The sequence below is a fragment of the Bacteroides sp. AF32-8BH genome, assembly GCF_003435205.1.
GTDB lineage: Bacteria > Bacteroidota > Bacteroidia > Bacteroidales > Bacteroidaceae > Bacteroides > Bacteroides ovatus.
This window is the reverse complement of record NZ_QVLZ01000027.1, coordinates 21,166-40,261: the sequence shown is the minus strand read 5'-3', so window position 1 is coordinate 40,261 and position 19,096 is coordinate 21,166. Positions and strand designations below refer to the sequence as shown.

General features: G+C 39.2%; 21 protein-coding genes. 19 read left to right on the top strand and 2 right to left on the bottom strand.

Features of this window, described 5'->3' with window-relative positions:
* The first annotated feature begins 1 nt into the window (after position 1).
* The 5 genes from DWZ47_RS18805 (at position 2) to DWZ47_RS18785 (ending at position 2,809) form a co-directional block, all read left to right on the top strand.
* A complete protein-coding gene (locus DWZ47_RS18805) occupies positions 2–328 on the top strand; it encodes a hypothetical protein (protein WP_117514142.1) in 327 nt (108 codons plus the stop codon).
* A gap of 3 nt (positions 329–331) precedes the next feature.
* Positions 332–874 carry a hypothetical protein gene (locus tag DWZ47_RS18800; protein ID WP_117514140.1) on the top strand — a complete coding sequence of 181 codons (543 nt, stop codon included), beginning with the start codon at positions 332–334 and terminating at the stop codon, positions 872–874.
* Positions 874–1,296: a hypothetical protein gene (locus tag DWZ47_RS18795; RefSeq protein WP_117514138.1), complete on the top strand. Its 423-nt coding sequence runs from the start codon at positions 874–876 to the stop codon at positions 1,294–1,296. The genes DWZ47_RS18800 and DWZ47_RS18795 overlap by 1 nt, the downstream gene beginning before the upstream one ends.
* 29 nt (positions 1,297–1,325) lie before the next feature.
* Positions 1,326–1,874 (top strand): hypothetical protein, encoded by a 549-nt coding sequence (locus tag DWZ47_RS18790; protein WP_117514136.1) that lies wholly within the window; start codon positions 1,326–1,328, stop codon positions 1,872–1,874.
* Positions 1,875–2,092: 218 nt separating this feature from the next.
* Positions 2,093–2,809: a hypothetical protein gene (locus tag DWZ47_RS18785; RefSeq protein ID WP_117514135.1), complete on the top strand. Its 717-nt coding sequence runs from the start codon at positions 2,093–2,095 to the stop codon at positions 2,807–2,809.
* A 104-nt stretch (positions 2,810–2,913) separates the two neighbouring features.
* On the opposite strand, the gene DWZ47_RS18780 is transcribed toward DWZ47_RS18785, so the two are convergent.
* Both DWZ47_RS18780 and DWZ47_RS18775 read right to left on the bottom strand, forming a co-directional pair.
* On the bottom strand, positions 2,914–3,411 hold the full coding sequence (locus DWZ47_RS18780; RefSeq protein WP_117514133.1) for a hypothetical protein: 498 nt from the start codon (positions 3,409–3,411) through the stop codon (positions 2,914–2,916).
* 19 nt (positions 3,412–3,430) lie between these two features.
* Entirely contained in the window at positions 3,431–4,555 is a 1,125-nt protein-coding gene (locus DWZ47_RS18775; protein WP_117514131.1) for a type I restriction endonuclease, read from the bottom strand.
* Between the two features lie 183 nt (positions 4,556–4,738).
* Between DWZ47_RS18775 and DWZ47_RS18770 the strand changes: the two genes are divergently transcribed.
* The 14 genes from DWZ47_RS18770 (at position 4,739) to DWZ47_RS18705 (ending at position 19,078) form a co-directional block, all read left to right on the top strand.
* The gene (locus DWZ47_RS18770; protein WP_117514129.1) at positions 4,739–8,962 is read left to right on the top strand and encodes a tape measure protein; all 4,224 of its coding nucleotides are present in this window, start codon (positions 4,739–4,741) and stop codon (positions 8,960–8,962) included.
* A 26-nt stretch (positions 8,963–8,988) separates the two neighbouring features.
* A complete protein-coding gene (locus DWZ47_RS18765) occupies positions 8,989–9,414 on the top strand; it encodes a hypothetical protein (protein ID WP_117514127.1) in 426 nt (141 codons plus the stop codon).
* A 72-nt stretch (positions 9,415–9,486) separates the two neighbouring features.
* On the top strand, positions 9,487–14,934 hold the full coding sequence (locus DWZ47_RS30690) for a hypothetical protein (protein WP_199488159.1): 5,448 nt from the start codon (positions 9,487–9,489) through the stop codon (positions 14,932–14,934).
* Between the two features lie 5 nt (positions 14,935–14,939).
* On the top strand, positions 14,940–15,200 hold the full coding sequence (locus tag DWZ47_RS18755) for a hypothetical protein (RefSeq protein WP_117514125.1): 261 nt from the start codon (positions 14,940–14,942) through the stop codon (positions 15,198–15,200).
* Between the two features lie 14 nt (positions 15,201–15,214).
* Positions 15,215–15,511: a hypothetical protein gene (locus tag DWZ47_RS18750; protein ID WP_117514123.1), complete on the top strand. Its 297-nt coding sequence runs from the start codon at positions 15,215–15,217 to the stop codon at positions 15,509–15,511.
* A 1-nt stretch (position 15,512) separates the two neighbouring features.
* Entirely contained in the window at positions 15,513–15,764 is a 252-nt protein-coding gene (locus DWZ47_RS18745; protein ID WP_117514121.1) for a hypothetical protein, read from the top strand.
* A gap of 34 nt (positions 15,765–15,798) precedes the next feature.
* Positions 15,799–16,407, top strand: a complete 609-nt coding sequence (locus DWZ47_RS18740) for a BACON domain-containing protein (protein ID WP_117514119.1) — start codon at positions 15,799–15,801, stop codon at positions 16,405–16,407.
* The gene (locus DWZ47_RS18735) at positions 16,407–16,682 is read left to right on the top strand and encodes a hypothetical protein (RefSeq protein ID WP_117514117.1); all 276 of its coding nucleotides are present in this window, start codon (positions 16,407–16,409) and stop codon (positions 16,680–16,682) included. The genes DWZ47_RS18740 and DWZ47_RS18735 overlap by 1 nt, the downstream gene beginning before the upstream one ends.
* Entirely contained in the window at positions 16,675–17,085 is a 411-nt protein-coding gene (locus DWZ47_RS18730; protein ID WP_117514115.1) for a hypothetical protein, read from the top strand. Before DWZ47_RS18735 ends, DWZ47_RS18730 begins: the two co-directional genes overlap by 8 nt.
* Before the next feature lie 12 nt (positions 17,086–17,097).
* Positions 17,098–17,634: a DUF4376 domain-containing protein gene (locus DWZ47_RS18725; RefSeq protein ID WP_117514113.1), complete on the top strand. Its 537-nt coding sequence runs from the start codon at positions 17,098–17,100 to the stop codon at positions 17,632–17,634.
* 19 nt (positions 17,635–17,653) lie between these two features.
* Complete coding sequence (locus DWZ47_RS18720; RefSeq protein ID WP_128131966.1) at positions 17,654–18,154, top strand: hypothetical protein; 501 nt, start codon at positions 17,654–17,656, stop codon at positions 18,152–18,154.
* Positions 18,151–18,411 (top strand): hypothetical protein, encoded by a 261-nt coding sequence (locus tag DWZ47_RS18715; RefSeq protein WP_117514109.1) that lies wholly within the window; start codon positions 18,151–18,153, stop codon positions 18,409–18,411. Before DWZ47_RS18720 ends, DWZ47_RS18715 begins: the two co-directional genes overlap by 4 nt.
* 66 nt (positions 18,412–18,477) lie before the next feature.
* Entirely contained in the window at positions 18,478–18,606 is a 129-nt protein-coding gene (locus DWZ47_RS31270) for a hypothetical protein (RefSeq protein ID WP_255421424.1), read from the top strand.
* A gap of 70 nt (positions 18,607–18,676) precedes the next feature.
* Positions 18,677–19,078 carry a structural protein P5 gene (locus DWZ47_RS18705; protein ID WP_117514104.1) on the top strand — a complete coding sequence of 134 codons (402 nt, stop codon included), beginning with the start codon at positions 18,677–18,679 and terminating at the stop codon, positions 19,076–19,078.
* Positions 19,079–19,096 lie beyond the last annotated feature (18 nt).

The window sequence follows — 19,096 nt, the reverse complement described above, 5'->3', positions numbered from 1 at the left end:
TATGGCAGTAGCAAATAGAAATCCACATCGTTTACAATACCTAGTGGCTGTACCTGGCTATGAAGATGAAAATGGAAATTATCATCCCGGTTCATCTGAATGGAAGGGCTCAATCCCTTGTGATGCAGTACCTTCCGGAAAGGCGGAAGAAAGGGAGTTTGAAGACGGTGTTGTAAGAAGCTATTCATATACGGTTTGTCTTCCAAGTAATTGTCAGACCTTTACTATTGGAGACAGGGTTAAAATAAATCTGCTCGGAGGAATTGAAAGAGAATTTGAAGTAAAAGGTTTCCATCGTTACCAACTTCAGTGTAAAATTTGGGTTTAAAATATGGGAATAAAATTATCCGGCAAGCTGGACGAAATACATAAGACTTTAATGAAAGAAGCAGAACGCGTAGAAACACTAACAATACGTGCTTTAGCTTATCTTGGAGAGCAATGTGTACGAAGAATCCGAGATCGTCCCGGAGAAAAGAGCTGGTTTGACCAGTCCGGTAATCTTAGAAGTTCTGTTGGATATATTATTTCCCATAATGGCAACATAGTTTCAAGCTACGGTTTTGACAGTAGCATGGGGAAAGCAGCCCATACAAAACAAGTTGAATATGTTACTAAAGATGGCAAAAAAGTTTCATTTACAGCACGTGTCAAAGCCGGAGGTCAGGAAGGTGCAAAAGCCGGGAAAGACCTTGCCGAAGAACTCATAAAAAGGTATTCTAATGATTATGTACTTGTCATTGTTGCCGGAATGAATTACGCTGAATATGTAGAAGCGATGGATAATAAAGACGTACTTGCATCAACGGAATTATGGGCGACAGACAAAATTCCTCAAATGCTTGAAAAGCTAAAAAGGCAGATTGCTAAATAATGAAATCAGACATTGAAATACAGAAGTTCGTTTACCACAAGATTAAGGGAACAAGCCTTGAACAGAATGTTTCTGGTAAATTGAGTGACAGAGGAAGACCCAATAAATCAGATAAGGAAGATATAGTTATATCTGTTCTTGCTAATGAGGGATGCGGTCAGATCCAGAGAGCTTATGTTAATGTCAATATATATGTCAGTGACCAATGGAATGAAGAAACAAAATCGTGGGAAAAAAATACTCAACGCGTAGGTGAACTATGTGAATTATGCAAGTTCCTTGTTTTTATACGCAAAGATGAGTATCATACAGTTCCTTCAAAATGCAGTCAGAAAACTAATTCCACAGGCATTCCTTTTGAAGACGGACATACCGAGCATTTCATCAATAACAAACTGTATATTGAAATAAATAACGAATAAGTATTAACTATATTAAGTGATATAGAACTATGGCAGTAATCGGATGGGGTAAACCCCGAATTTTCGTAAAAGACCTGGATGCTACTTCACCCAAATGGGAAGAGCTTCCTACACCTGTGGAAGATTCCACACAGTTGACAACAACAAAAGGCGACAAGCAAGAAGCCAAAATTGAAGGCGGAGAAAATGAAGACGTCAAGTATGGTAAAAACACCTATGCCCTAGTACTCAACATACGTGCGGCAAAAGGGCGCAAAAGACCTATCAGCGACAGTGATGGAGTAGTTGCTCACAATTATGCTGTTGCGCTACAACCGGAAGATCCTGAAGTTCCCGGATTTTGCATGGAAAAGACAACGGTATCAGTTGAAGACACGTTTACCAGTGCCGATGGTGGTGTTTGGGCATATACATTTGATGCCTTAAAATCTGCTGCTGATAAGAATCAAGTCCAATGGGGTAAAATTATTGTTACTCCTACAACAGGATCGCCTATTACAAAAATTGAATGTGACCCGGATGACGAAGATGGTGATGGAGACAAGTTTGAAGTCGCTCCGAATTCCGGCATAGGCTAATAGGCTGCAATAGGTATAGTTTTTATAGAGAATAGTGCATCTATTAGGTGGATGCACACATGCGGATTAAGCACACACAGGCGTGCGTCGCTCTACCAGAGTGAAGGGGATGGTGCAGGCCCATCAATCCGCTCTAAAAATCATGAGTTGATTTGTTTTCATGTCTGAAATTGGCAGTCTGTGAAGATAGCCATTTTATTTTCTAAAAGTAATAGTATATGGTCGAAAATAGAAAAATAATAGAAATGAATATCGCTGATACCATAATGGAAAGACCATACGGCTTTCGGGTTAATAAGCGGCATTTTTATCTATATCCAATAACGTTAGGCAAAACATATCTACTTTCAAGGCTCATTGAAAGTCTTGATATGAAGGCTGATATTATTAAAGCAAACCCATATATGGAAGCATTAAGATTATGCCAAGAAAAAAAAGAGATTGTTTGCCGACTACTATCTTATCACACACTCAACAAGAAAGAAGAACTATTTAATGACAGAATTGTAAATGGCAGATGTCAGTTCTTGAGGAAAAATCTTTCAAATGAAGAAATGGCTCAACTTCTTGTTATGGTTCTTACTAAAGATAATACAGATGAGTTTATCAAATATTTCGGGATTGACCGGGAACGTAAAGAACTAGCTAAAGTTTCAATGATAAAAAACAAGAAAGGCAATTCCATCACTTTTGGCGGTAAAAGCATATTTGGTTCTTTGATATTGCCAGCATGTGAAAAACTCAACATGACTCCACAGCAGATTGTGTGGGAAATTAGTTTTTCATTCCTTCAAATGCTGATGGCAGATGCTATTACTTCCGTATATCTTACTGACGAAGAAAAGAAAGAAGCCCGTATTTCCAATGACAGGACATTTGTCAATGCAGACGACCCGAAAAACATGGAAAAGATAAAAGCTATGAGATGGGACTAAATACGACAAATAGAACAAAAAGCAAAAATAGAAGGCAAAAAAATCACGAGGGTTATATAAAAATCCTCGTGATTTATTGGTAAAACTGAACAATTTTAAAATAATTACTCTAAAGTTATTGTAGTATTGTTAGCTACTGATGCATCAAACTCATAACCTATTTTCATTTCAGCTTTAGATCCACAAGGAAGAGGAATGCAAGTACAACAAAATATAACAACAGATAATGGAGTTCTGTTTTTCCCTGTTATATATACTTCAGAGGATGAAAAGTTGACATTATCTCCAGATGGAAGAGTTAAATAACGTAGTTTAATACCTAATCTTCCTTTGGTTCCAAACCATGCCGATCTTTTTGCTTCATACACTATCCCCTTAGCTATAGTGCCAGCTGGAATAGCTACTATTTTATCTACAATAACATCCCTAGAAACTTTAAAATCGATATTCTGTCCTTCATGTACTTGAGAGGCTCTAACATTACTTATGGCTTCCAAAGGAACAACAGTACCAGCTTTAATGATGACTTCTTTCTTTTCTTGAGCAAACCCCATTATTGAATACACAAACACTGCTAGTAAGAATAAAATTTTCTTCTTCATAATTATTGAGTTTTAATTTTCACAACTTTTCTATTGCCATTTTAAGTGATTCTTCAAGTCTATCCGCATATTTGAATATGTCATCTATGCTATCAATTTGAATCCAGTCGCAGCTTTTGTACCTGTCTACTGGTATCCCAATTCGTTTCTTTCTTGCACCAATGGAAATGCGGCATATCCAGAACCATTCGCTGTTATCAAGATTAACGACGAAATATGTTTTATAATCTTTGTAAGTTATACGTGCGGCATCTACGCTTTTTCTTAAGATGCTCCTCACAATATTGTAGGCGTCCAATTCCTCCTGTGTAGTTATAATTCCGGAGTCCTTGTCCATATATACAACTCCTTCCGGGAGTTTGTCGTCTGTATCTTGTCGGGGAGAATCTGACAAACTTCCCTCTTCGAAAACTGAATCATCAGCCTGTTCATCGTTCTTCATTGCTGTATTAAGCCTGTCAGATATTATGTCATTGACAACACTAGACATTGATTTCTTCACAAGTGGCGTGAACATCTCAACAACTTTCTGGGTTATTTGCCCTGTTGTGTATACCTGTTTAGCAAAGAATTTCACAAAATCTGATGACGGTGAAACAAATTCACTATTCAATATTGTCTTTATTTCTGTCGTGTATTTAAGTTCGTTTGCAGTACTTAAAATATCATTTTCATCGTAATAAGATTTATGAAATTTCTTCAACTGTTCTATATCTGTATCCGAAAGTTCCAGCATATTCACGACAAGAAAAGGTTTCTCATCCATAATGTTTACCTTTTCCAGATCAGTATAAAAACGATATTCTATACCATTAGTAAGCACTCCGAAACGTGCATTAGAAGCGACAAAATACTTTTGTAATTGAGTATCATGCAAGTTCAAATCTTGTTTACAATGTTTGCACTCAATAAGAAGAATCGGATTTTCATCCTTCATTATAGCATAATCTATCTTCTCCCCTTTCTTCTTTACTAAGTCGCAATCCATTTCAGGCACAACCTCAAAGGGATTAAAAACATCGTAGTCCAAAGCAGCTATCATTGGCATAATGAAAGCATTTTTTGTTGCTTCTTCTGTAGCTATCCTATCTTTCTGTTTCTTTATATTTTCAGATAGCTGCATGATTTTGTCTTTAAAATCCATTGCTCTATTTATATTGTTGTATATGTGCAAATATATTTAATATATCTACGCAAACAAAATTAAAGATAAAAAATAAACTTTTAAGGATGTTTTAATAACAAATATAGCACTACAAAGAAGCATATTTTGTATATTTGCAATGCCGTGTGATGTTGCACGGAACTATTTCTATCGAAAAGACTTATGGCTGGATTACACTTCGATATTACCGGTGACAACTCCAACTTTATACGCAAACTACACGAGTGTGAAAACGGAGTAAAAAACGCTTCCAAACAAATAGAACAAAGCGGGCTAGGCATTGAAGATTTGTTTAACCGTATGACTAAAGCTGCTGCCGCCTTTGGAGCAGGTTTTACCGCTAAAGAATTAATCTCAAATATTGCGAAGGTTCGCGGAGAATTCCAACAGCTAGAAGTCGCATTTAGAACAATGCTTGGCAGTGAAGATAAGGCAAATGCCCTCATGCAGCAACTTGTAAAGACAGCAGCCACTACCCCATTCGACCTTCAAGGCGTAGCAAATGGAGCAAAACAACTTCTTGCTTATGGAGAAAATGTTGAAAACGTAAATGACGATTTAATACGTTTAGGAAACATTGCTGCCGGTCTATCTCAACCTCTCGGAGACATCGTTTATCTTTATGGTACTACTATGACCCAAGGTCGTCTATATACACAAGACCTGAATCAATTCACAGGGCGTGGTATTCCTATGATTCGCGAATTGGCAAAAGTGTTCGGAGTAGCCGAAGGAGAAGTAAAAAGTTTAGTTGAAGCAGGAAAAGTGGGTTTCCCGGAAGTCCAGAAAGTCATCCAAAACCTTACAAATGAAGGAGGAATGTTCTACAACCTTATGCAAGAACAGTCCAAGACAATCACTGGTCAGATTTCCAATATAGAGGATGCAATTTCTACCATGTTTAATGAAATAGGGAAAGCTAATGAAGGTATTATTAATGATGCTTTATCCGGAGTTTCCTATCTTGTTGAAAACTATGAGAAAGTAGGACGAATATTAATAGAAATCGTAGGGACCTACGGGGCATATCGCACCGCTTTAATGGTAACTAATGCCTTGCAAGCTTTACAAGCATCAGGTATTACAGCTTTAACAGCTAAAGAAGCAGCTCACTATGGATGGTTAGTCTTGACAAAAAAAGCGCAAGATGCATTGAATTTATCAATGCTGAAAAATCCCTATGTATTAGCAGCTGCTGCTATCGCGGGATTGGCATACGGCATTTATAAACTTGCCACTGCAGAAAGTGAGACAGAAAAAGCCATCCGTGAAACAAATAATGCTCTTGAAGCTCAAAAAAGCCACTACGACGATCTGAAAAATAAAGCAGGAGAACTTTCCAATATTCTAAGTAATGAATCCAAATCTATAGAAGAACGCTTCATCGCATATCGCCAATTACAGCGTTTAATGCCTGAAGTTTTTCAAAATATGGATTGGGAAACAGCAAAAAGAAAAACAAATGCCGAATTAATCAAACTGGAAACAGATGAAATGTTGCGCCAACAACGTATTGGTTTAAAGACCAAAGTTGTAATGTCACAACAAAAAGTACAAGGCCTAGAAAATAGTATAATCAGAACTACAAACAGAGGGGGATATACTGGTGCACTAAAAGAAGATTTAGCTGCCGCTAAAAAAGAACTTGAGATTTACACAAAAGCTTTAGAAGATTTTGAAAAAGCTGATGAGCAAGCTAAAAAAGAGTCCGAGAAACCTGTTATATTCAATAAGAAGTATTGGGAAGGTCAAAAGAAAGAAGCTGAAGATGCCTTAAATTCTATAGCATCTTCTCAAAAAAAATTGTTGGATGCTGGTAAGTTTGAAGGAATTGACGCTTCCGTTATAAAATCCTATAAAGATAACACTAAGAAGCTAAAAGAGGCAGAAAAAGAATTAAAAGTCTATGACTCTTCTTCCAAGCGAGAATCCGCAGCTAATAAGCAAAAAAAAGAACAACAAAAGACAGCCGAAGAACTTTTGTCGCTTCGTCGCCAAAATCAACAAGCGGAAATCAATCTTATGAAGGAAGGCACAGAGAAAAAGCTGAAACAGATTGATCTTGACTATCAAAAGGAACTTGACGCCATCAAGAAACAAGAAAAAGAATTATCAGAAAAGCAAAAGGGGAAATTAACCTCGGAACAATCTATCGAGATTTCCGATCGTTATACAAACGCTGAAAACAAGAGAGACAAAGCAATTGCTGATATAACCAAGGAACAACTTAAAGCCGAACAACAGGCTTTAAATGATTATTTGAAAGAATATGGAACATTCCAGCAACAGAAATTTGCTATAGCGCAGGAATATGCTGAAAAGATAAAAAAAGTACAAGAAGAAAATGGAGTAAATAGTGCGCAAGTTAAGTTATTAGAAAAGCAACGTGACGTTGCCATCCAAAACAAGGAAACCGAAGCTATAAAAGCCAATATAGATTGGGTTACTGTATTTGGTGAATTTGGGAGCATGTTTAATGATATGATTAAACCGGCACTTGAAGAAGCAAAGAAATACGTCCAAACAGATAAGTTTAAAAGTTCAGACCAAGACAGCCAAAAAGCATTGATTGATGCCATCAACCAAATGGAGCAATCTTTAGGCGGAGCTGGTGGTTTAAACTTCAAGAAGTTAGGTCAAGACATAAAAGCATATCAACTAGCTGAACAAAATCGTCTTGCTGCTATTGAGGAAGAGACTATGGCTCATGACAAGTTAGCCAAAGCCCAAGATGATTACACCAAAGCGTTAAAAAGTGGAACAGAAGAGGAGAAAAAAGCAGCTCAAAATGCTTTTGAGATAGCCCAACAAAATGCAAATGCAGCATCTATAAACGTACAAGCTCAAACAAGTGCTGCCAATGAAATGCAACAAAGCCTAACTAACACCGCAACAGCTTTAAAGGCTAATATGGAAAATGTAACGAGTGGATTACAGAAGTTATCTTCTGGAGGCATTAAAAATGCCTACGAAGGATTGTTGCAAATTGGTAAAGGAGCCGGAGGAGCTATGGAAAAGTTTGCTGATAAACTTGATAAAGTTCCGATTGTCGGTTGGATCATATCACTCATTGATGTGTTTAAGGATGGACTTAGTAATTTTGTTGGAACTTTGCTGGATTCAGTATTCAATGCAGTTAGTGGAATTCTTAGCGATGTTTTATCCGGTGATTTATTTGTCACATTAGGCAAATCCATACGGGATGGCGTAAGCAATATTTTTAATGCTATTTCCTTTGGCGGATTTGACTCTCTAATAAACAAGATTAGCGGAAGCAATGCTAAAGAAGTGCAAGAGGCGATCGACAGATTAACAGACCGAAACGAAACATTAGAAAAATCGATTGACCGATTAACTGATGTAATGGATAAGTCCGCAGGTTCCAAATCTATATCGGCATACGAACAAGCATATAAATATCAAAAAGAACAGATTGATAATACTCTCAAAATAGCACGTGAGCAAGCTAGATACAGTAATTCGCATCATAGCTGGCAATATTATATGGAATGGAATGACGAACAACTACGTTGGGTTCGTGAAAATGTGGATAAGAATTTCTCCGGTACTAACTCGTTATGGGGACTGACACCCGAACAAATGAGAGAGCTTCTTAGTAATGCTGATATATATGAGCAAATTAAGAGTTCCGGCAAAGGCGGATATGGAGAACGTGTAATGGAAAAGCTTGAAGCGTATGCCGACCAAGCTGGAAAATTAGATGAGTTAACAGAGAAAATCAATGAGTCTCTGATGCAAATTTCTTTTGATGGTTTGAGAGACAACTTCTTGGAATCATTAATGGATATGGATAAGGATGCTAAAAGCTTTTCTGAAGATTTCTCCGAATATATGCAACGTGCACTACTTAATTTCTCTATGGGAGAGTTGTTTGATGATGAATTGAGAGAATGGTATAATGGCATTGCAAAACTGATGAAGGAAAATGGAGGGAAACTTACTAAACAACAGTTGGAAGATGCTAGAAAAGAGTACGATGCAATGGTTCAAGACGCGATAAATGAAAGAGATAAAATTGCTGAAATAACAGGATATACAGGTTCTTCCTCTTCATCCCAAGAAGCTTCAAAGAAAGTATCAGCGTCGGTCACCCAAGATTCTATAGATGAGTTGTCCGGGCGTTTCACTGCTTTACAAATTGCTGGAGAAGAAATAAAGAATCAAATGATAGCTGTTATGGTTGGGGTTAATTCCCTTATAGGAATCTCATCTGCCGGCAATGAAACATTAAGCAACATTCTCAATCAGCACGTTATAACAAACAGTTATTTGGAGGACATTACTAAATATACTAAACTTTTGAATGATATAAGAGCTGATATTTCAGAAGTTAAAGTCAATACTAAAGGTTTATCAACTCGTTGATATTGAACATTATAAAATATAAGAATATGCCTAAAGGTGAGCTTTTTATAAACAACAAAGATTCCTACGATAGCTGGGGTATTAGTATGGACACGTCTTCCCTATCAGCATTGATGACCCCTGCACCTAATAAAGAGTTCATAGAGAACAAGTCAAGATTAGAACACGGAAAGCGTATAATAACCGCTAATCCTAAAATGGACGAACGTAATCTTACTTTGACCATTCATCTCACAGCTAAAGATGAAGATGATTTTTTCGAGAAGTACAACAATTTTTGTAAAGAACTTGCTACCGGTATATTAAATATTAGGACAAAGTACCAACCTAATATTATGTACCGTACAGTATATCTCTCATGTAATCAGTTCACACAGTTTATGAGAGGCATAGCTAAGTTTTCACTAAAGTTAGTTGAATATAATCCATCGCCTGAAAATCGTACAATTTAACGTTTTAAGTGGCATAGTTTATTTCACTTTTATTATCTTTGCATAAACATCGTATGAAGGTATACGAAACTTATGATAGACATCAAAGACATATCCGGCAACATTCGCTTTTCGACTCCTATCAATGAGGGTTCGAAGAGACGCTTCCTTTTGATGCAGGAAGATTATATTACTTTGCTATTTAGCCTTTCCAATCCGGTTTATTTCAAACTAGGAGACTACGTAGACAATGAATTAGGTATATTTGAGTTGGTAGACCTGTATAAGCCTACCTACAACTCCAATACCGGTGCATACGACTACGAACTACGTCTTGATGCTTATTACTGGAAATGGAAGAACAAGAAGTTTTTCTATACACCGGAAACCACCGGACGCGAAGCCGCATGGAATCTCACCGCTACCCTTGACACGCATTTGAAAGTCTTTCTTGATAACCTGAAAGCACTCGGTTACAAGTTCAGAGAAGAAGAATTTATATACGAGATTGACAGTACAGTAAAAAACACTTCCAAGCTCGTTTCCTATGACAACGTAAACCTGATCGACGCTCTCACGCAGATGGCGGAGACTTGGGAGTGTGAATGGTGGATAGAGAATCATAAAATTTGTTTCGGACGTTGTGAATACAGCCCACCCGTTGATTTCAAAGCCGGTGATTTGACAGACACAGAAAATGTGAATGTCAACAGCATGACACGCAGCGACAGCCAGACCACTTATGCGACCCGTATCTACGCTTTCGGTTCCACCCGTAACATTCCTTCCAGTTACCGGAAAGATTTGATATTCGATGTAAAAGAGGTTAATGGACGTAATATATCCGATACGTCAAGACCGCTCAAAAACAGCTATTTCCCTCTTAGTTCTAAGATAGAGAATAAGGTAAAGTTGACATTCCCCGAAAATGCTGCCTATGTATTTGAAAATGTTCCTGTTAATGAGACAAATTTAGCCGACGTTGTTAAAAAGACAAACATAGGAACTCTGGAAAAAGGTAATTATGAGTTTAATATTACTCATATAAAGTATTCGACTATCATGTCATCCGGGGTAAGATTTAACGGGATATTCAGATTGTGGGTATCATTAAACTATACTGTAAATTCTATAGAGGAAACTATTACCCTATTGAATGAGCAGGTTAATGCAACCGCACCGGTAGGTACTGAAGAAATTCTCGAAATAAAAGACAAACTTGTAAGTTTCAGTCTTCCTTCACAAGCTTCAAACTGTTCTATAGACGTTGGGGTTAGTGTTTGGTATATAACTTCAACAAGTAGTGCTATAATCAACTTCCTGTTAAAAGAAGAAGATATAAAGTACGGTGACAATGGTAACTCTGTCTCTATAACATTCCTTACCGGTGCAAATGCCGGACAGACTTTTCAAGCGATTTATAATCCGACATTCTTGTCTGGAGATAACTCAAACGTTATCCAACTACCGGAAGGTGTAACCGTCTCTTCAGGTAATCGGTACACCATTAACAACATCATAAGCGGTAAAGTCCCCGATAACTACTTCAGTAAGGATGACAAGGAAATGACCCTTAACGGAGTTGTTCAGAAACGCCTTATGCTTCCGGAGGGTATTTCTTATGTAGATGCTTATAAATACAGCCCGACCGGTGAACGTATCAATATCGGAGATGAACGCTATAATGATCCGGATAACGTGGAAATGCCAGAAGAGGAAGCAATCGAAGAGATCGTTATATTTGAGGATGAATATCCCCAATACAAGGGCACAATATCCAGTGTCAGCCACGATGACAAGGTAGACGATAACGATAAGGAATATCGGATCTATAATTTCAAAGATACGGGACTGAAGAACTTTACAGAAGATTTTAGGCTGGATGGTGAGGAACTTCACATGATATTCCAAACTGGCAAGCTTGCCGGGATGGACTTTGCTATCAATATTGTAGAAAGCGATAACACCGGAACAACCTTCGAAATTGTCCGCAATGAGGATTACGGTCGCTTTCTTCCGGATGATGTTCTTTATCCGCAAACCGCACACATGGAGGACGGTGAAGAAGTCCCCGCAGACACATATATCCTTTACGGCTTTGATACCGCATACATCTCCGAACAGATGTTGCCGGACGCAGAGCAGAATCTACTCAAAAAGGCAAAGGAATACGTAAAGAAATCCATGATTGACCCGTCCACCTACGATTGTGAGATGGATGCTGATTTCATCTACAATAAGGGTAATATCCGTACATACGAAGTCGGGGCTAAGATCAATCTGATAAATAAGGCATTTTTCCCGGAAGGCAGACAATCAAGAATAATCGGTTTCGAGTGGCCGCTGGATATTCCTTACGATCATCCGATTTATACAGTCGGTGAAACTGCCTCATATTCTCGTATCGGAGAGATAGAGAGCAAGCTTGATTCCCTTACTTACAAGGGACAAACCTATTCCGGCTCTGCTGTCGGAGGTGGTGGAATCAGTGTATATGTTATTGGGATTAATGACAAGACAATCCCGTCTGACAGAAACGTATTCTCTGCAAAAAGAGTGCTTCAGGAGATTATAGCTTATGCTATAAGTAAGACGAAAGATGATACAGCACTAGGGCTTATTTCATTCCTGAACGGCATTAACGTTACCAAAGGTATTGTAACGGACACGATAACTGCAACAGGATTGAGCAGCAATATTGTAAAGGTGCTTGATAAGCTTACAGCCAATAATGCCGCCTTCTCCGGCAATATATCTTCTGTTGATTATGCTGAAAAGTTACTTGGCTGGCTGATAACCCCATCCGGAGATATAGATGCGAAGTCGTTGCGCCTACGTGATTTCCTTGAAGTACCGGAATTGCGATATAACCGGGTATCAGTTATCACGGGTGAGGAATGGAACGCACCTGGAGGCGGTATAATCGAATCAGTGGACGAAGAGAACAGCATCGTTTACCTGAAGCTTGAACCGGGAGAGGTTGCAGCTGTTGAAGTGGATGATATTTGCAAGGCTAACTTTAACAATGACACAGGCTTTCAGACAACCTATTTCCGGATCACCGAAAAGCTGGATAATGGTTCTTTTAAATACGTTCTCCGCAGCGGATATACTTACCATCCTCAAAAGGCTATGCACTTTGTTTGCTACGGTAACTTCACCAATGCGGAACGCCAGAAGTCCAGCTATTCCACGCAGAATTATATCCGTTTCCTTAAGGGTGTAAACAACTGGGAGATCACAAAGGATATGATTGCCATGCAGTTGGGAGACCTGTCTAACCTGAAACTGTTTGGAATGGATATGACCGGACATAGTGCATATCTTAACAGAATCTACATGACCGGTACGATCAAGCAGATTTCAAATGACGGTGTGACGGAAGTACCGGTTCCGGTTTTTAAGGGTGAATGGAAATCCGGAACGTATTGGTATTATGACGAAGTAACCCACAACGGAAGCACATGGATTTGCATTGAATCTACGACTACGCAGGAGCCGTCAGATTCTTCTACTGACTGGTTGAAGGTTATTTCTAAAGGGGAAGATGGGCAAGATGGACAGGATGGAAAAGACGGTAAAGGCGTACAGAGCGTTGATGTCCTTTATTACCTATCCAGTTCTTCAACCTCCCTTTCCGGTGGTTCATGGTCTACAAACTCACCAACTTGGGTAGATGGGAAATACATTTGGAGCAAAACCAAAGTGGTATATACAGACGGTTCATCTATTGAAACCAATCCCGCTTGTATCACCGGAGGTAAAGGTAATACAGGGGATGATGGTAGGGGAATATCAAGCATTGTCGAAGAGTATTATCTGTCTACTTCTTCTAATTCTTTGGTTGGTGGTTCATGGAGCACAACGCCTCCGACATGGGAAAATGGGAAATATATTTGGACTAGATCAGTAATAACATATACAGACAGCACATCAACAACCACTAACCCTATCTGCTCTACCGGTTCCACGGGTGAAACTGGGATCGGAGTCAAGAGTGTTGCCGAACAATATTACCTGTCTACATCATACAGCACGCCTACCGGTGGATCGTGGCAGACTTCTGTTCCGGCATGGCAGGATGGCAAATACATCTGGACACGTGTAGTTATCACCTACACTAACAATACATATACAGAGACAGATCCGGTATGTGTAACAGGTGGAAAGGGACCAAGCGGAAACGATGGCGTAGGGATAAGTGCCGTTGATGTTTTGTTTTACCTGTCAACCTCTTCTTCATCATTGGAAGGCGGAGCGTGGTCTACAACGTCTCCCAAATGGGAGGATGGTAAGTACCTATGGACTAAAACAAAGGTAACTTATACGAATGGTTCGACATGGGAAAGCGATCCGGCTTGCATCACTGGAAGCCAAGGAAAAACAGGGTTACCCGGTGCAATGCTCCGTCCCCGTGGAGTATGGAAAGCCAATACCGAGTATTATAACAATGAGACATTCATAGATACAGTAATCTATGACGGTCAGAACAAGTTATGTAAGATCACGCATACGTCTACAACTTCTTTTGACTCAACAAAGTGGGAAGAGTTCAGCGAGTTCGAGAACATAGCAACAAACGTCCTTCTTGCGCAGAATGCGACGATTGATGTTCTCGGTTCTTCCGGAATATTTGTTGGAAACTTAGATAAAACGAAGGGCTGGATAATGACTGAAGGCTCTATTAAGCATAATGTTACAGGTGTCGAGCTAACATCTGACGGTAAAATATCTCTTCCAGAAACCGGTGGAATAAACGTAGGCGGAAAGACTTTCATAGAAGCCGGCAAGATAAAGACGGAGTTTATTGATGTTGATAATTTGACCGTAAAGAAACTAGCAGCCGTAGAGGGAACAATTGCCGGGTTTAAAATATCTGATACACATATCGGTGTTGATGATCCCAATCATAACAATGCTTATGAAGGATTATCCCTATACAAAGATTTCATTAAATTTTCAGATGAAAAATCATGGGCTGGGATTGGAACTAATGTGTTTCCACTTTCTTCGGGAATGTCATGCTTAGGAAGATTTGATTTTACAAGCTCGGAAGTAGATTCTGGTACTGCCGTTTATGCAAAATTCCGTCCGGCTGTAGACGATTTAGGCTGGTCACAGCAAACAGCAATCCAATACGATGGTAACATATACGGCATAGGACAACGTGCAATATTCGAAGATGGATATATAGGGCAAGCCTATACAGATGTGCTTACCACTTTTATAAAAAGGACTCATAATTTTGTGTTTAATGGTCAGTCTGTTGTTAACTTAGGAATGGTTTTACCAGGAAGAAGTAATTTAGGAATAAATAATGATGTCTCTTTTCTCTTAAGTATTGTCATTACATGGAACCCAACCACAGCTCATCGGATTACCTTAAAAGGTTCATCTGATGGTAGACTGTTAAACAATGCAGGAGAAGTCCTTAGCCCAGAGTTGGATTCAAATGGAGCAATTTCTTTGGGAAGAGGAAATACCCTTTTGCTTAGATATTGCTCCTCACATTATTATATAGTTAGCTATAGATATCAATAATAATTATGAAAATAGACTTTCGAAAAATAGAATTAACCGATCTCGAAGGGAACAAGAGTACCGTCGATGTATCTAAAGCATTCGGAAATGCGATTTATCAAAATACAGGTGATCTTGGAGAATTTAATCTTGCTCAAGATATATACCGGAAAGGAGAAGTTGATATATCCCCTGAACAAGCTAAATCTCTAAAAAAGTATACGCAGTTATTTACTCGTGTCATTGATCGAATAGCTGTCAGCAATGCTCTATCACAAGAAGAATAAATAAGTTGAAAACAATGGTAGCAAAAGGAACGATCATAAAATTAGCAGTATCTATTGAACTACCTTCGGGCTTGACAATGGATGACATAGATTTCGAATGCAAGTTCTCTGTAACTCTCAATTCCCAGACGATCAAGAAGTCGGAAATGGTACGTAATGATAAGAACAGCTATACTTGTTTCCTTGATACCAACATCATAGGGAGGGGAGAAATTTGGATAGAAACCACGGCTTATCTTCCTGACACTGATTATGAAGGAGGAATAAGACCGGAGGTAGACAAGTCGGCAACCGGAATAAGAATTGTATAATATGGGATGCATACGGGTTAACATAGAAGCCTCGAAAGGAATAAAGGTGGGCACATCTCCTTTGTCTGGGATAAATGTCTCTGTAAATCCCAGCCGTTCAATTAAAGTGTCGGTAGGGATTGTCTGTGACGTTGGCAAAGATGCTTATTTGAGAGTAGAGCCTGATTACATCTGGTTGATGCCCTCCAATAACTTTGAAGATAACGTAGATGTATTGTCAAATGTGGTATGGACCACAGCAACAAAAGAATAAAATTTTATTGTTTAATTACTTAATGATTTGAATTATGGCAAAGCCTAGTTGGTTAAATTTAAACCCTTCAATTGGAAGCGGAAATGGGACAATTGCAAACAGTGCAAGTGCTCATACAGGTCGTACAGCTAGAACCGGTACGGTGACAATAACGGGTGTCGGAGTATCTACTCCTGCAACTTATAAAGTAACTCAAACTCCTAAATCCGAGTTTGCATCTTTTGATAACGGAGCGGAAATGTCTGCGCCCAAAGCTGCCGGGACTGTCACAGTTGAAGGTAAGACTAATTCTCAAAAGCTGACCTTTGCATGGGCGGGTAGCGTATCAGATGTTCCCATTCCAGCGAAATATAGTGCGAATGGGACACAGACAGATAATGCGGCTAGCATCACAGGTGACCCAGGTGCTACAGCAGAGTTCCCATTCTCCATAGAACTTGAATTCCCAGCAAATGAAACTATTGAAGAAGTTGTAAGAACATTAAAAGTAACCGCAAACGGTGGTCAGGCTGTACAGATTGCAATCAAACAGGCAGCAGGAGACGCAAAACTATCCGTTTCCCCAACAGAAATTACAATTCCTCAAAACGGTTCAGCTGTTTCCGTTGCTGTTACGTCTAACACTTCTTGGACTGCCGCATAATGGATATACTTGTACCTTGGAAGAAAGGAGAAGGAAACATTGTCATTACGCCCGGCCCTAATGGAGCCGCAAGCGTAATGAGCGATGTTGCCAATGAAGGATTGGACAGGCAACAAACTGTCGTGTTCTCGACTACTAAGGGCAATAATCCAGTTTCCGTTTCTACTACGGTATCTCAAGAAGGGAAAAGACAGGCATTTGCAGTGACCGAAGGACGGTTTATACTGTCTGACGGCAGTACGTTTAACGTTATAAAGAGTAAGTTCTATGAGTGATTATAACAGTCAATATTCGGGAGCTAGGATTGAAGAACTATTGGCAATGATACCCAACTTGGCTAAAGCAGACCTCTCCAACGCTATGACGGTTTCTTTGGGAGCAAACGGTTATGCCAAGTTCAATAATGGGCTTTTGATACAGTGGGGGACAAGAGTCGGAGCAACCGGGGGGGCAATTAATCTGTATTTTCCTACCAGTTTCTATAATACTGATTATAACATTTATTTCACTGGAGCAGTAAATAATACAGGTGAATCTTTTATATATGCTCCGGGGTATGACCTTAATGGTAAATATACATCATATTGTAGAGTTCTCACCCGTGGAATAAATTCAACTCCGGCTATTGTTTGGACTAGCTGGAATTTTACATGGTTTGCAATTGGTAGATGGAAATAAGGAGGTAATATTATGGGAAAAATATATTGGAAAAATGGTTTCTATGATAAACCACAAGAAGGAGCAGTAGAAATATCGGTGGAGTACTGGCAGGAATTGCTTGACGGTCAATCATCCGGAAAAGAAATCAAGGAGAACGAAAGCGGTTACCCGGTATTGGTTGAGCATGAGTACACCATTGATGAATTGAAAGAGATAAAGATCGCAGAGATCAACGCTTACGACAAGTCGGATGCTGTAAACTCCTTGACGCTGGACGGAAAACAAATATGGCTGGATAAAGACACCCGTGTAGGATTAGTCAACTCAATAAACATAGAAAAAGAAGCGGGCCGGGTATATACTACTTTGTGGTACAATGCGGAGAAGTATGTAATTCCCGTAAATGACGCTTTAAATATGCTTGACCAATTAGAATTATACGCTCTTGATTGCTACAATACTACACAGGCTCATATTGCAGCCGTGAAAAATTTGCTTAGCAAAGAAGAGGTTAATTACTATAATTATAAAACCGGTTATCCGGAGAAACTCAATTTTGTATTATAAACTATAAACAGATAAAGCTATGATTCTACTAGTATTAATGTCGTTCATCCTCATTGCCGGCTACGTCTTTGCAATGATTAAAAAGATGGAGGAAATTCCTTACTCTATCAGTGACACCTACTATGCCCTGACGCATAAGTTTTGGTTCGGTTTGTGCATGATCGGCTCCGGTGCATTGCTTCTTCCGGCAGCATTTGAAGCAAGTACGGAAAACAGCCAGTTTCTTGTATTCCTTTCGGTTGTCGGGATGATTGTATTGGGTGTATCTCCCAATTTCAAAGGAAGCCAGAAAACCGCCCATTGTATCGGTGCTGCTATGTCTTTAATCTTCTCCCAGATATGGGTAGGTTGCAATTCTTGGTATTGGTTATTGTTATGGGCTGGATTCATTGCGTACATGGCTATCTCCATGAGTGAGCACTGGACCGGTAACTTCATCTCCGACTTCATAAAGAGAAAGCCGATGTTCTGGATTGAGGTAATTTCATTGTTGACCGTTTATCTAACCTGTTTAGTATGAAAAAGAATACAAAAGAAGATATACAAGTATGGACCGCAGTGGGAATGTTGTTTGCTGGAGTCGGATTATCCGTTGCAGGTTTTGTTGTAGAGCCGTTAGGTCAGATTCATGACAGTGTATTGTGGTTTTTTGCTCAATGTCTGATATATGCTGGCAGTATATTTGGGATTGGGATTTATGTTAATGGGAAGTTTAATAGTTTGGTTGATAGGCTTAACAACAATAAAGAAGTAAAGGGTGATGAATCACATAAATAAAATCAGCGCATTAGCCAGCAAGCTTCTATCCAAGATCGGAATAGACGGCATGGCACATATTATAGTATGCCAGAACTTAGTTATGTGGCTATCAAAATATACGCCACTGTGGTCAGCAATCATTATAACCGTCGTGATCTTCGTCCTGAAGGAAGTATACGACAAATACTTCAAGAAAACAGAGTTTTCAATTAAAGACATCATCTGTGATTGCGTAGGTCTGGCGTTGGGAGTATTAACATTGATATTATAGGAGGAAATAAGCATGAGTTTACCAAGAGGTTTGAGAAATAATAATCCGGGCAATATCCGGATCACAAAAGATAAATGGCAGGGATTGAGAGAAAAGCAGGAGGACAAATCGTTCTTCCAGTTTACAGAAATGAAATGGGGCTACCGTGCCCTTATCCGAACCTTGCAAAACTACCGTAAAAGACATGGCTGTCAGACGGTGGCAGATTTTATCCACCGGTGGGCACCGGAGAACGAGAATAATACAGCCGGATATATCAGCCGTGTATGTAGCGAAATGCAAGTCCCGAACACATACGTTCCGGACATCAACGACAAAGCAACCATGTGCGCTTTTGCTGCTGCCATCTCACGTGTTGAGAATGGAGTTCCGGCTGTTATGGCTGACATAGAAGCCGGATGGGATTTATTATAAACTTTATCAATAGGAGGA

Excerpts from the sequence above, each read along its gene's own strand:
- DWZ47_RS18805 (WP_117514142.1), top strand. The coding sequence starts at position 2 with ATGGCAGTAGCAAATAGAAATCCACATCGTTTACAATACCTAGTGGCT.
- DWZ47_RS18800 (WP_117514140.1), top strand. The coding sequence starts at position 332 with ATGGGAATAAAATTATCCGGCAAGCTGGACGAAATACATAAGACTTTA.
- DWZ47_RS18795 (WP_117514138.1), top strand. The coding sequence starts at position 874 with ATGAAATCAGACATTGAAATACAGAAGTTCGTTTACCACAAGATTAAG.
- DWZ47_RS18790 (WP_117514136.1), top strand. The coding sequence starts at position 1,326 with ATGGCAGTAATCGGATGGGGTAAACCCCGAATTTTCGTAAAAGACCTG.
- DWZ47_RS18785 (WP_117514135.1), top strand. The coding sequence starts at position 2,093 with ATGGTCGAAAATAGAAAAATAATAGAAATGAATATCGCTGATACCATA.
- DWZ47_RS18780 (WP_117514133.1), bottom strand. The coding sequence starts at position 3,411 with ATGAAGAAGAAAATTTTATTCTTACTAGCAGTGTTTGTGTATTCAATA.
- DWZ47_RS18775 (WP_117514131.1), bottom strand. The coding sequence starts at position 4,555 with ATGGATTTTAAAGACAAAATCATGCAGCTATCTGAAAATATAAAGAAA.
- DWZ47_RS18770 (WP_117514129.1), top strand. The coding sequence starts at position 4,739 with ATGGCTGGATTACACTTCGATATTACCGGTGACAACTCCAACTTTATA.
- DWZ47_RS18765 (WP_117514127.1), top strand. The coding sequence starts at position 8,989 with ATGCCTAAAGGTGAGCTTTTTATAAACAACAAAGATTCCTACGATAGC.
- DWZ47_RS30690 (WP_199488159.1), top strand. The coding sequence starts at position 9,487 with ATGATAGACATCAAAGACATATCCGGCAACATTCGCTTTTCGACTCCT.
- DWZ47_RS18755 (WP_117514125.1), top strand. The coding sequence starts at position 14,940 with ATGAAAATAGACTTTCGAAAAATAGAATTAACCGATCTCGAAGGGAAC.
- DWZ47_RS18750 (WP_117514123.1), top strand. The coding sequence starts at position 15,215 with ATGGTAGCAAAAGGAACGATCATAAAATTAGCAGTATCTATTGAACTA.
- DWZ47_RS18745 (WP_117514121.1), top strand. The coding sequence starts at position 15,513 with ATGGGATGCATACGGGTTAACATAGAAGCCTCGAAAGGAATAAAGGTG.
- DWZ47_RS18740 (WP_117514119.1), top strand. The coding sequence starts at position 15,799 with ATGGCAAAGCCTAGTTGGTTAAATTTAAACCCTTCAATTGGAAGCGGA.
- DWZ47_RS18735 (WP_117514117.1), top strand. The coding sequence starts at position 16,407 with ATGGATATACTTGTACCTTGGAAGAAAGGAGAAGGAAACATTGTCATT.
- DWZ47_RS18730 (WP_117514115.1), top strand. The coding sequence starts at position 16,675 with ATGAGTGATTATAACAGTCAATATTCGGGAGCTAGGATTGAAGAACTA.
- DWZ47_RS18725 (WP_117514113.1), top strand. The coding sequence starts at position 17,098 with ATGGGAAAAATATATTGGAAAAATGGTTTCTATGATAAACCACAAGAA.
- DWZ47_RS18720 (WP_128131966.1), top strand. The coding sequence starts at position 17,654 with ATGATTCTACTAGTATTAATGTCGTTCATCCTCATTGCCGGCTACGTC.
- DWZ47_RS18715 (WP_117514109.1), top strand. The coding sequence starts at position 18,151 with ATGAAAAAGAATACAAAAGAAGATATACAAGTATGGACCGCAGTGGGA.
- DWZ47_RS31270 (WP_255421424.1), top strand. The coding sequence starts at position 18,478 with ATGCCAGAACTTAGTTATGTGGCTATCAAAATATACGCCACTGTGGTC.
- DWZ47_RS18705 (WP_117514104.1), top strand. The coding sequence starts at position 18,677 with ATGAGTTTACCAAGAGGTTTGAGAAATAATAATCCGGGCAATATCCGG.